This is a genomic window from Halobacteriovorax sp. DPLXC-1, assembly GCF_036903125.1.
GTDB lineage: Bacteria > Bdellovibrionota > Bacteriovoracia > Bacteriovoracales > Bacteriovoracaceae > Halobacteriovorax_A > Halobacteriovorax_A vibrionivorans.
Genome location: NZ_JAYMCO010000003.1, coordinates 813,924 through 826,605, shown reverse-complemented (window position 1 = coordinate 826,605; position 12,682 = coordinate 813,924). Strand labels below are relative to the sequence as shown.

Below are 12,682 nucleotides of genomic sequence, written 5' to 3'. Positions count from 1 at the left end.
TCTTAACTTTAATACACAACCTCCTTCCCGATGAGAAGTTTACTAACTAAGTAATTAACTCATTGGAAAGGAGATTATATGCTTAAAATTATGCAAGGATTGCCTGATAGCATTGTAGGAATTGAAGGTTCAGGAAAGATCACAAAGAATGATTATATTGATGTTCTCGAACCCATTCTAGAAGAGGCCCTTGAAAAGGAAGAAAAAGTTTCATTGCTTTTCTACCTAAATGAAAACTATGAAGGATATACTCCAGGAGCAGTATTTGAAGATACAGCAATGGGAGTAAAGTATTTCAATGTGATGAAAAGATGTGCTGTAGTAACAGATAGCCCACTTATCACAGGTGCTGTAAATCTCTTTGCTCCAATTATTCCCATTGATTTTAAGTCATTCAAAATTTCAGAATTATCAAAGGCCAAAATGTGGCTTGGAGAAACACCTGAAACAGATATTGAATTTCACTTCGATTCAAATGACAATATTTTAACAGTTACTCCTACTGAAGCATTAAACATATCAGATTTTGAGACTTTGCAAACACTATTAAACCAAGTTTATAAAGAGACAGATATTATTTCGGGAGTAATCCTTAACACTCAAAACTTCCCAGGATGGGAGGATTTAAGAAGTATGTTAAGGCATTTTGAATTTTTAAAAGATAATCGATACCACTTTGAAAAAGTTGCGATATGTACTGATAATCGTTTTATTCAAAAAGCATTACCGACAGTTATTAAACATCTTGAAGATATCGATGCTCAAATTTTCAAGTATGGTGCCATCGACGAGGCAAGGAATTGGCTTCGAAATGTGGAGACACTAGATCAGATGCGTGCCGTATAAAAGAAGGCCCTCTTCATTAAGAGGGCCTTTTTATTTTTTTAAAGTGAATCAATCACAGAGTTAAGTGTTTGAGATGGTCTCATTGCTTTTGCAACAAGTTCAAAATTAGGATGATAGTATCCACCCATATCAACGGCAACACCTTGTGCACTATTTAATTCTTCAACGATCTTAGCTTCATTTTCAACTAGGTTTGAAGCAACTGGAGTAAAGATCTCTTTAAGCTCAGCATCGTCATTTTGATCAGCAAGTGCCTTTGCCCAGTACTGAGCTAGATAGTAATGAGAGCCACGGTTATCTAGTTCACCAACTTTTCTTGATGGAGACTTATCATTCTTAAGGAATGCACTATTTGCTTCATCAAGAGTTTTAGCAAGAACCTTAGCTTTTGAGTTACCAGTTTTAATTGCAAGATCTTCAAGAGAAACACCAAGTGCTAAGAACTCCCCTAGAGAGTCCCATCTTAGGTGATTTTCAGCTGTGAATTGTTGAACATGCTTTGGAGCTGATCCACCAGCACCAGTTTCAAATAATCCACCACCAGCAAGAAGAGGAACAATTGAAAGCATCTTTGCAGAAGTTCCAAGCTCTAAAATTGGGAAAAGATCTGTTAGGTAATCACGTAATACGTTACCTGTTACAGAAATTGTATCTTCACCCTTAATGATTCTCTCCATTGAGTAACGAATTGCTTTAACTGGATCAAGAATCTTAATTTCAAGCCCATCTGTATCGTGATCTTTTAAGTACTCATTAACTTTCTTGATTAAGTTAGCATCATGGCCACGGTTTTCATCAAGCCAGAATACGGCCGGAGTATTTGTTAGACGAGCACGTGTAACACCAAGCTTAACCCAGTCACGAACTGCAACGTCTTTAGTTTGACACATTCTCCAAATATCACCTTCTTCTACTGTGTGAGTAAAGATAGTGTTCCCTTCAGAGTCAGTAACAACGACTTCTCCTGCTGCAGGGATTTTGAAAGTTTTATCATGTGATCCATATTCTTCAGCTTTCTTTGCCATAAGACCAACGTTAGGAACTGTTCCCATTGTCTTTGGATCAAAGGCACCATTTTCTTTACAGAAAGTAATAACTTCTTGGTACATCTGAGCATAACTTCTATCTGGGATACAGAATTTAGTATCTTCAGTTTTATTATCTTTATTCCACATTTGTCCTGAAGTTCTAATTGCTGCAGGCATAGATGCATCGATAATAACATCAGATGGTACGTGAAGGTTTGTGATACCTTTATCTGAGTCAACCATAGCTAGACGAGGTCCATTTGCAATGGCTGCGTCTAATGCACCTTCGATCTCTGCTTTCTTTTCAGCTGGAAGGCCAGCAAGTTTTGCATAAACTGAACCTAGTCCGTTTGCCGAATTAACACCAAGTTCTTTAAACTCAGCTGCATATTTTTCGAAAACATCTTTGAAATATACTTCTACACAGTGACCAAACATAATTGGATCACTAACTTTCATCATTGTTGCTTTTAAGTGAACAGAGAAAAGAATGTCTTTCTCTTTTGCATCTTGAATATTCTTTGCAAAGTATTCTCTAAGTGCTTTTGCACTCATTACACCTGCATCAATGATTTCATCTTTAAGAAGTGAAACTTTTTCTTTTAAAACAACCTCTGAACCATCATTTTGCTTAAGTGTGATTTTTACATCAGTAGCATTTGGCATAATTGCTGATTTTTCAGAACCATAAAAGTCATTTGCTTCCATGTGTGCAACATGTGACTTTGAATCACTCTTCCACTCACCCATTCTATGTGGATTAGCTTTTGCATATTCCTTTACAGGACCAGCAACACGACGATCAGAATTTCCTTCACGTAAAACAGGGTTAACGGCAGAACCAAGAACTTTTGCATAACGAGCTTGAATATCTTTTTCTTCATCAGTTGAAGGTGAATCTGGGTAATTAGGAACTTTAAAACCGTGATCTTGAAGCTCTTTAATTGCAGCAGATAATTGTGGAATAGATGCTGAGATATTTGGAAGCTTAATAATATTAGCTTCGGCCTTCTTTGCTAACTCACCTAAGTAAGCAAGGTCATCTGATTGCTTTTGCTCATCTGTTAAAAACTCTGGAAAATGAGCTAAGATTCTTCCAGCAAGAGAGATATCACGAGTCGTAACATCGATACCTGCATGCTTTGTAAAAGCTTTTACAATTGGAAGAAGTGACTGCGTAGCAAGAGCTGGCGCTTCATCAGTAATAGTGTAAATAATTTGTGACATTTTACATCCCGTGTTATTTGTTATGAAGTGATTATAAAACGCCTTATCCTATAATAAAACCAGCTACTTCGTCCACGATCTATGCGTCACACCCATAAAACTAGACTTGTTTACTTTATTTTAGTTTGACACTTCAAACATTATTTCTAACAATCAACCTAATGAAAATTACTAAGGGAGATAAATAATGAAAGTATTTTTACTTCTCGCACTTGCACTTCCAGCATTTGCAGGAATTACTATCGATAAAAATAAAGACATCCAAGAAATTAAGAAAATGACAGGGTGTTACGAGATTAAGTTTCAGTCGGCCGAGACTTTTGCTTACAACAGCGGCTATGACTTTTATGACCGCTACGCTTCTGGAGCTCTTGAGTGGATCTTTGTTGATTCTGAAGATAAAGACTCAGTTAATATTCAACACATTCTTGTTACTCCACACGCTATTGTAAAGCATTGGCGACAGCAATGGGATTGGGAAGCTTCAAATGCACTAGATTATAGAGGCTTTTCAAACTGGAATAACCGTACAGTAAAGAACCCACAAGGTAATTGGGTACAAAGAGTATATCAAGTGGATGACTCTCCAAGATATGAGTGCTCTGCACCTTGGGTTCATACTGATAAGAAATCATTTTGGGAATGTACGGCCAACGCACCTCTACCAAGAAGAGAATTCTCTATTCGTTCAGATTACAATGTACTTAGGAGAACAAATCGTCACGAGCAAACTTCATACGGGCACGTTCATGATCAAGATAATGTAAAAGTTAATATGCTTGAAAATGGAATGGAACTGAAACTTGCTATGGAAAAGAGCTACAATACTTATGTAAAAGTTGATGATAAGAGATGTCAGCCAGCACGTGATTGGTGGAAAGAGCATAAACTATTTTGGCGTGACGTAGTCAAAGTATGGGATGCTACACTTTACTCTCGCCCATCAATTCGTTTTGACTTCAAAAAAACAGGGGCACCAATGTGGTCAAGACTTTTCGCCCTTGATGATAAGTTCTCTACAATGCCTGGTTATAATTCAGAACTTGCGACTCAAGAAATCAAGGACTTAATTGAGTCTCATATCGTAGAATAATTTAATTACAATATTATAGAATAAAAAAGGGCCTGTTTTTCACAGGCCTTTTTATTTACTCTGCCCGTGGTATAATTAGTTTATCTTATTAATCACCGATACTTTACGGGAAAATATGCTTAAAAACGTTTATCTTTTAGTCTTTTTAACTTCATCAATGGCCCATGCTTCTACATACCAAGCTTCAAATGGGATTGAATTTGAAATTGATCAATGTTTAAAAGACTCAGATTGTAAGCAGCAACTTATAAAAGAGTCTCCCGTAAAAATTGCAAAAATTTTGAATGATTCAAAAAATCAGGGACAAACGAAGTTAGTATTAACTTCATTATTAGATGAAGAAAACTTAGCTAAATTTGATTCTCTTTATCGTTTAAGAACAGTAAATGATCAAAACCTTTTAAATAAACGAGACGCTAAGAAAGTCGAAATAAGTCTAAATAGGATGTCAGACACATATAAGTTTAACTATGCGACAGACTATATCCGCAATAACCATGACCAATTTAAAAACAATTCATATATTAATATCTTAATTAATAATGTAATTAGAGATGAAATTAAGAATTCATCACCCCTATCAGATCAGAAAAAAGAAAAATTAAATCAACTTCATAAAGAAGGCCTAATAAACCTTTCTCATTACTCTCAAGATATCGATTTAGAAGATAATAAATCAGATGAATGTTACGACTGTAGTGTACAAACAGCTTCAACAAGTGAGTATATGTCAGTTACAAATCTTGTAAAGGTTGCACAGCAAATGATAAAAGTTACAAGTACATGGTCTTCTGAATGTAATCTCGATGCAAAGAAAATAGAAGATGATGTCTTCTTCTATAATAAAACACGTAGGGCCAAAAGAGACTTACAACGTTACAAGAATACAACTTATATTAATCAAGAAACGTTTGAAGATGGCTGTACTAAAAAGATTGAGGCAAAAACTTATCGCAAGTAACAACGATGTCCTGCTCGTTGCATTTTATTTGCCCAAACATTATCACCGGCACCCCTAACACCATCACAATAGTATATTCCTGACCTTGAGAAATCACTTCTTTCTATTTTCTTAGGTTCGCTTTCCACATAAGTGACAAGTTGATTGCTGAAGTCTTTATAGGCATCAAAAAGAGGGCCTTCTTCTACCCAACCATTATCATTGAATACATTAAAATGAGTCCCCCAACTATTGTGGACTTTATATTGATTACGACATTCACCATTGCTATCACAGATAGTTCTAAATCCGCTTAAAAGATAGGCATGACCGCCACACGAACGCTTTCTCTTCGCTTGAGGACACATTGACATATCACTAATATCATCCTCTCCTTCACAATAGCGTTGCCAAGTACAGCTTGATATCGCAGCTGATTGATCATTCTCAAATAACTCAATCATTTTCTTTCTAAATTTATCTTTATCAGAAATATGTTCTTGATGAAACTTTACACCTGGTATCTTAACCTTCTCTTTTTCATCTCGACATTTTTTAGGTATCAGTACTTCATTTAAAAACTCTTCAAAAGCGTTGATTGAAGCGATTTTAGTAGCTGCCCTCGATAAGTTTTCAATCATATCCGTGCTAAATGGATAGTACTTCTTAAAAAACTCTTCATTACAAGGCCTACAAAACCCATCACTCTCAGTTTCTTTTTTTACCTGATAATAAATATCATTCATGGCCTTTAATTGGGGATGCTCTTCGATATCAAAGTCCCCATTTGCTTGGCCATTGTAGTTTTCAATTTGTTGATAAGGTGCACATTCTTCAGTTGAAAATGATAAATCAACTTTTTTACCATTTGTTAATGATCTAGTAACTTGAGGAATATTTCCACCATTTAGTCCTAAGAATTCTTTAGAATTACCATTTTGTAATTGAGTCTTCCCAAGTACATCTAGAACGGAAATTTGTTTATCCTCATCACAAGCTCCACTTTTAATACAAGCTTGATCTAATAAAGAAGTGGTAGCAAATAAGTAACATGAACCAAATCCATCTTGATCACGAATGATTGGCTTACTCTTTACCTCTAGCTGACTTGTCACTCTTTCACTCCCCATAGGAGGAAGTTGTTGATAAGCAGCATGATTATATTCATTCCACTTCATTTCTTCAGTAATTTCAAGCTTTGCAAAGGTTGTTAATGAAAGAATAGAAAAGATAAATATTTTAATCACGTAGCAAACTCCACGCACTAATCATACTTCCATCTGAAAAGCGGCAAAAGCCGATTTGATTACCATTTTCCATTTTTAAAATTTTATATTCAGAATTACCTATTGCTTTACATGCTTTTGAGCCAGGGTGGCCCGCTAGTCCACGAGTTTTCTTTTGCTTTACCCTTCGCTTAAGACAGTCTTTTGATTTCTTACAAGTATCATTCATAAATACGGTATTTTTACCGCTGCCTTCTTTATAGATTTTTACTTCTTTGAATTTATCTTTTTCATAAATTTTCATAATTTGAAAATCTTTTGCAAAGAGATCAAAGGTAAAGAAAATTGTAAATGTAGATAGTATTATCATCTTAAACATCGACCTATCCTTTGGCCTTGAAAAATTGTTTGATACGATAAAAGAACTTCTCTACCCAATTACCCTTTACAGATGAAGGATCACGAGTAGTATCACTTGTTTCTTGTGCAATAACTTCAGCTACTTCTTCTAATGTTTTATCCATTTCATCGCCGTGCTCAATTTCTACAATAACTTCTTCAACCTCAACACTTCCATCATCATTTGATTCGATAACTTCACCATCTTCATTTACTTCTTCAACAGTTGCCCTTTCTTCAAGCTTTGATCTTTGATAGAGGTAAATAGGAGTTGAAGCTGGTATAAATTGTACAAGTTGTCCAATTACAGAACGACGATGAGTGATACTAATATCACCACGTGCATATGCCTTCTCTTCAGCGGCCAGCATTCTCTCATAAAATTTAGGATCATTTTCTTTTGCATACTGCTTGAGAAGCTTATACTTCTTCACAGCAAGTGCATCAACCATTCGAGCAAAAGTCACGAGAAGTTCATCTTTAGGAATTGTCGTATTTACTGTTTTTAAATTTGAATAACTCTTTACTAAGTCATTACTGAAACTTTTTACAATATTATTAATCTTTGGAAAGTGTAGTCTTCTTGCTCTAGCATTATAGAAAGCTTGGAATAAGCGTACTGCACGATACTTACCTATATGTTTTGACTTATAAATAAGGCCCATAAAGGTATCAACTATTTCTGGTTGTAATAATAGTGAATATAGCCAATTGACAACTTCAGAGTTTCTTTCCTTCTTTAGTTTTGTAATTAAGGCCATTGGATTTTCGTGAACAATTCGAGTTATATCATCTAACTCTGGACGACTCTCTCCTTTGAAAAATATTGGAAGAGTACTTTTTTCTCTATCACTTGCAACACCAAGGTTTGCCATAAGTTTTTTAAGCTCTACTTGGCATTCCTTATTACATAGATCACTATTTTCAAGGTCTCTAATATGCTCACGAACTAAGCGGTATTCATAGTAATCATTACCTATATTAATAATATTTCTTTCTGCTTCCTTATCAACTTCAACCTTAAATAAGTCGGCATTCGGTGAATTATCAAACTTTGATAAAATAAACTCATTGAATTCATCCGAGTACTCTTTTTCTTTCAAATATTTTTTAAGCTTTGTTTTTGTGACATCAGTAGATGAAAGAAAGTCAGATATATCTTTCATACGTTTAAAAGAGATAAAGTTTACTTCAAAATCTCTAAAGAATACTCTCCAGTCTCTTACATTCACTGAATAATGCTTAGTAAATAAGTTATTATCGAGTTTTTCAATCTTCTTCCATACAGAAAGAGACATTGCAGGCTCTTTGTGTTCACTAGTATTACGAAGACGACGATTTAAGGTCTCTAGTTTGTTAATCTTCTCCTTTAGTTCAAATTCAGGAGTGTCATAGAACGAGTTTTTCTTTATACCAAGAAACGATTTAAATGCTCCTCCACAAGAAGCATAAATCTGAAAGTGAATAATTGAAGATAGAATTATTAAAGTATTTAGTCTTTTCATAGGCCCTCGTCCTCATATCGGATACTTGGGCCTAATCTTTAGAGTGTTTAGCTAAAGAATATATGTAATTTTAGCTATTTAAACAGTTTTTGATACTCACCATAACCTTCTTTCTCTAAATCTTGTTTAGGAATAAAGCGCAAAGATGCTGAGTTGATACAATAGCGCTTCCCTTCAGGGCCTGGGCCATCATCAAAAACGTGACCGAGGTGGGCATCTCCAGACTTCGATCGTACCTCGATTCGAGTCATAAAGAGTTTATTATCCTCTTTCGTTTTAACTAAGTCTTTATCTATTGGTTTAGTAAAGGCTGGCCATCCTGAACCAGAATCATATTTATCAAGAGAACTAAAAAGTGGCTCACCTGTTGTTATATCAACATAGATTCCTTCTTCTTTATGATCCCAATACTTATTAGCAAATGGACGCTCAGTCCCTTCTTTTTGAGTTACTTCATATTCTAATGAAGATAGCTTTTCCTTTAATTCTTTTTCGCTTGGTTTCTTATACACTTTATTATCCTTTTTTGTTTCTTCGCACTTCAGAGGTTTTGAAGAATTGTTTCGAATAAATTGTCCTCGGCCAGATAGCTCTTTATAAGTCTTATATCTAATTGGGTTTTTCTTGTAATAATCTTGATGATACTCTTCAGCTGGATAGAAAGTCGATCCCTTTTCTATTGCCGTAACTATTGGTGAATCATACTTCTTACATGCTTCAAGATTATTCTTCGAGTTTTGCGCTATATTCTTTTGTTTTTCATTTTCATAAAAGATCACAGTACGATATTGATTTCCCCTATCTGCAAATTGTCCTCCTTCGTCAGTTGGATTTATATTATTCCAATAGATATCTAAGATTTGTTCGAGTTGAACTTTCTTATCATCATAAACAATTTGGACAACTTCAACATACTCGCTTTTACCTGATGATACGATTTGGTAAGTAGGCTTAACTAATTCTTTAGTCTTATCAGGGGCCATGTAACCAGAGGTAACACTTTTTACTCCCTTAATTTTTTCAAATGGAGCTTCCATACACCAGAAACAGCCACCACCGAGAGTAATCTTGGCAGCATTAATATTATTAGCGAAAAGAAGGCCGATAAATAGGTATACAGCTGTAATAATCTTCATTTATACCTCCATGAAACTATTATAACAGGTTCTCGTATAAGTATTCGTAGCTGATGGCCTAATTGTTACATAATATTATCAATGAAAGGTTTGACCTCCTGATTACGGCCACTTAAAATTGTCTTATGAAAAAACTCATTCAATACTTTATCGATAACCTACTTATCTCAAACGTTCTTTTCTTCAGTGTATTTGTTATTGCCATTTTTGCTTGGACAAAAATTCCAAAAGAAGAAATGCCAGAGTTTGAGTCACCTTATGTTCGTGTTTCCACAATTTACCCTGGAGCAAGTGCTGAGGATATTGAATTCTTTATTACAAAACCCATTGAAGAAGAATTAAAAAATGTAGCAGGCCTAGATGAAGTGCGATCTGTTTCCTCAACTGGCTCAAGTTCAATTACTGTTGTTATGCTTGAGAACTACCCTAATCCAAGAGAAGTCTACCTCGACATTCAAGATGCCGTACTTAGGGCCGATCTACCTAGTGAAGCAGAGATTCCAACATTTAGACAATTTAAATCATCTGAAAAAGCCTATATCGATGTTGGGTTTTACCTAGAGGGAAAGAGAGACTTAACAGTTGAAGACCGAGCAAGACTGCAACAGCTTGTTAGAAACTTTGAAACACAAGTTAAAGCGCTACCTGCAGTATCGTCTGTTACTCGAAGTGGTTACCTTGATCCAGAAAATCATGTCCTTCTTGACCCATATAAAATCAAGCAAAACAGAATCTCAATTCACAACGTTGTAAGAAGTTTAAGAGAAAGTCATATTCGAGCACCGATTGGTGTATTAGAAGATACACAACAATCAAAGGTTACCTCTATTAATGAATTAGTTGATGAATCAGACTTTAAAGACTTGATGGTAACAGGTAATTACGAAGGTGATGGTGTCAGCCTCGATCAAATCGCAAGTTTTAAAAAGTCTTTTGAAAAAACGAATTCAATTTATAAAATCAATGGCCACGAAGGGATAATGCTCAACCTTAAAAAGAGTCATAATGTTGATATTCTAGCGGCCAATAAAGCAACACTTGCCTTTATTGAAAAGTATAAGAAGGGTCAACTTGATGATTTAAGGATTGTGACTCTCGATGATGAATCATATGATGTAAAAAACCGCCTATCAATTGTAGCAAGTAATGGGCTTCTAGGGTTTGGTCTTATTGTTCTCGTTCTCTTCCTATTCCTTGATTTCAAATCGGGGATTTGGGTAAGTATGGGAATTCCTTTTACTCTATGCTTTACCCTAATTTGTATGCTCATCTTTGATTTCACAATCAATAATATGACTCTGGCCGCTATTATTATTGTAATGGGAATCGTTGTTGATGATGCAATTATTGTTGCAGAAAATGTTGGCCGAATTACAGAAGATCATAAAGGCACATTAAAAGAATTAATGGATAAGGTTACAACAGAAGTAACTAAGTTACTAATGCCAATTACTAGTGCCATCGCCACAACATGCGTTGCCTTTGTTCCCCTTCTTTTCTTCGGTGGATGGTTTGGAAAGTTCGTGGCCGTACTTCCATTTATTATTACAATGATGTTAGTGGCTTCACTTATAGAGTCATTCTCTGTTTTACCGGCCCACGTTTATCAAAGAAAACCAAAGAAGAAACATGAAGTAAGTTGGTTTAGAAAATACGAACAAGTCTATGCAAACTTCTTAGAGAAGGCACTAAACTTTAGATTTTTAATAATCTTATTCTTTATTTGTTCAACCGTTTTATCAGGATATCTTTTTACGACAAAATTAAAATTTGTCATGTTTCCGCGAGAAGAAAGTAAAGAGCTTAGCCTAAGTGTATATACAGAGAAAGGTACATCTAAAGCTGAAATCAATGAGTACCTAAAACCTCTTGAAGATATCTTACTTGAAGAATCACAACGATTAAGTATTGTTGGTTTTCGCTCTAACGTAGGTCAATCTCGTCGTGGAGGAGCTGTAAACTATAATCGAGCAAGTATCACTGTAGAGATTTTACCTGCCGATGAAAGAGAATTATCAGCAAATGATATAGTTGATATCTTAAAAGAGAGAACTAAAGACCTTCCAAATATAAAAGAAATTCGCTTCTTTAAATCACGCTGGGGAAGTGGCTCAGGTTCAACAATTGAGGCGCAAATTCAAGATAATGATGACGAAGTTAGAGAGAAAATTGCCAATCTTATTGCCGATCATCAAAAGAATAATAAGAAGTTAAAAAATGTTGAAATTGAAAGACCAATAAATACAAAAGAATTCAACTTTAAAATTAACCAAAATGAGATCCTACGCTTTGGCCTTACACCTAGTGATGTAACCACTTCTCTACGTACATTTGTCCAAGGTACTATTCTCTATACTCTTAAGAGTACTGATGAAGAGGTTGAGGTAAGACTAACTGTCGCAAAGAATTACAAAGTTGATATTGAAAAGCTAAAACAATTAAGAATTGATAATGGAAAAGGTGGTTACGTACCAATTTCACGATTTATTACAATTGAAGAGGTTGTAAAACCATCAAATATTGAGCGCGTTGATTTCAAACGAACAACAATGGTTTATTCGGATATAGAAGAAGGTGCAAATACTACACCACTTGAGATTGCTGAATATTACGAGAACGAAGTTTTCCCAGAGATTTTAAAAGAATATCCATCTGCAATTATAAACTTTGTTGGTGAAATTGAAGAAACAAGAGAATCGACTGGTGATTTTAAGATGGCAGGATTTTTAGTTATCGCTCTTATTTATATGATTTTAACAATTCAATTTAAATCATTGTCTGCACCTCTAATTATTATGACAATTATACCTATTGGGATTTCAGGAGTTATCTATATTCTCATGGCCCACGGCATGGAGATCTTCGGCTTCTTCGCAGTTATTGGGGCCCTTGGAATGGTTGGGGTTGTTGTAAACGACTCGATTGTCCTCATTGATAAACTTATTAGAGAGACAAAGTATACAACGCACAAGACTCAACTTTATAAGCAGATCGCACAAATCTCTTCCACAAGACTTAGAGCAATTATCTTAACTACATTAACGACAGTTATTGGAGTACTTCCTACGGCCTATGGGTTTGCTGGTTATGATTCAATGTTAGCAGAAATGATGCTTACAATGGGATGGGGTCTGGCCATTTCCACAATCATTACACTTTTTCTAACACCATCAATCTTCTCTCTTTTATCAAGATTTCTTGTGACGAAAGAAGAGCAACAAGAAGAAGCATTCTTATAATATTGCCCCTTGGAAACAAATACTTTCAAGGGGTTACATATTG

General features: G+C 35.1%; 9 protein-coding genes. 4 read left to right on the top strand and 5 right to left on the bottom strand.

Annotated features, from left to right (window positions below):
- Window positions 1-78 precede the first annotated feature (78 nt).
- A complete protein-coding gene (locus VCM44_RS13985) occupies window positions 79-846 on the top strand; it encodes an STAS/SEC14 domain-containing protein (protein ID WP_114706470.1) in 768 nt (255 codons plus the stop codon).
- 38 nt (window positions 847-884) lie between these two features.
- Here VCM44_RS13985 and VCM44_RS13980 read toward each other — a convergent pair whose 3' ends face one another.
- Entirely contained in the window at window positions 885-3,101 is a 2,217-nt protein-coding gene (locus VCM44_RS13980; RefSeq protein ID WP_114706471.1) for an NADP-dependent isocitrate dehydrogenase, read from the bottom strand.
- 187 nt (window positions 3,102-3,288) lie between these two features.
- Between VCM44_RS13980 and VCM44_RS13975 the strand changes: the two genes are divergently transcribed.
- Together VCM44_RS13975 and VCM44_RS13970 are read left to right on the top strand one after the other, a co-directional pair.
- Window positions 3,289-4,194, top strand: coding sequence for a DUF6607 family protein (locus VCM44_RS13975; RefSeq protein ID WP_334679168.1), 906 nt, complete (start codon window positions 3,289-3,291; stop codon window positions 4,192-4,194).
- A gap of 115 nt (window positions 4,195-4,309) precedes the next feature.
- Complete coding sequence (locus VCM44_RS13970; protein WP_334679167.1) at window positions 4,310-5,155, top strand: hypothetical protein; 846 nt, start codon at window positions 4,310-4,312, stop codon at window positions 5,153-5,155.
- On the opposite strand, the gene VCM44_RS13965 is transcribed toward VCM44_RS13970, so the two are convergent.
- The 4 genes from VCM44_RS13965 to msrB form a co-directional block, all read right to left on the bottom strand.
- A complete protein-coding gene (locus tag VCM44_RS13965) occupies window positions 5,143-6,381 on the bottom strand; it encodes a hypothetical protein (protein ID WP_334679166.1) in 1,239 nt (412 codons plus the stop codon). The genes VCM44_RS13970 and VCM44_RS13965 overlap by 13 nt on opposite strands.
- Window positions 6,374-6,739, bottom strand: a complete 366-nt coding sequence (locus VCM44_RS13960; protein WP_334679165.1) for a DUF333 domain-containing protein — start codon at window positions 6,737-6,739, stop codon at window positions 6,374-6,376. The genes VCM44_RS13965 and VCM44_RS13960 overlap by 8 nt, the downstream gene beginning before the upstream one ends.
- Before the next feature lie 4 nt (window positions 6,740-6,743).
- Window positions 6,744-8,264, bottom strand: coding sequence for a hypothetical protein (locus VCM44_RS13955; protein ID WP_334679164.1), 1,521 nt, complete (start codon window positions 8,262-8,264; stop codon window positions 6,744-6,746).
- Window positions 8,265-8,338: 74 nt separating this feature from the next.
- Window positions 8,339-9,400, bottom strand: coding sequence for a peptide-methionine (R)-S-oxide reductase MsrB (gene msrB, locus VCM44_RS13950; protein ID WP_334679163.1), 1,062 nt, complete (start codon window positions 9,398-9,400; stop codon window positions 8,339-8,341).
- A 125-nt stretch (window positions 9,401-9,525) separates the two neighbouring features.
- Between msrB and VCM44_RS13945 the strand changes: the two genes are divergently transcribed.
- Entirely contained in the window at window positions 9,526-12,639 is a 3,114-nt protein-coding gene (locus VCM44_RS13945) for an efflux RND transporter permease subunit (RefSeq protein WP_114706478.1), read from the top strand.
- Window positions 12,640-12,682 lie beyond the last annotated feature (43 nt).

Excerpts from the sequence above, each read along its gene's own strand:
- VCM44_RS13945 (WP_114706478.1), top strand. The coding sequence starts at position 9,526 with ATGAAAAAACTCATTCAATACTTTATCGATAACCTACTTATCTCAAAC.
- VCM44_RS13970 (WP_334679167.1), top strand. The coding sequence starts at position 4,310 with ATGCTTAAAAACGTTTATCTTTTAGTCTTTTTAACTTCATCAATGGCC.
- VCM44_RS13955 (WP_334679164.1), bottom strand. The coding sequence starts at position 8,264 with ATGAAAAGACTAAATACTTTAATAATTCTATCTTCAATTATTCACTTT.
- msrB (WP_334679163.1), bottom strand. The coding sequence starts at position 9,400 with ATGAAGATTATTACAGCTGTATACCTATTTATCGGCCTTCTTTTCGCT.
- VCM44_RS13980 (WP_114706471.1), bottom strand. The coding sequence starts at position 3,101 with ATGTCACAAATTATTTACACTATTACTGATGAAGCGCCAGCTCTTGCT.
- VCM44_RS13985 (WP_114706470.1), top strand. The coding sequence starts at position 79 with ATGCTTAAAATTATGCAAGGATTGCCTGATAGCATTGTAGGAATTGAA.
- VCM44_RS13960 (WP_334679165.1), bottom strand. The coding sequence starts at position 6,739 with ATGTTTAAGATGATAATACTATCTACATTTACAATTTTCTTTACCTTT.
- VCM44_RS13975 (WP_334679168.1), top strand. The coding sequence starts at position 3,289 with ATGAAAGTATTTTTACTTCTCGCACTTGCACTTCCAGCATTTGCAGGA.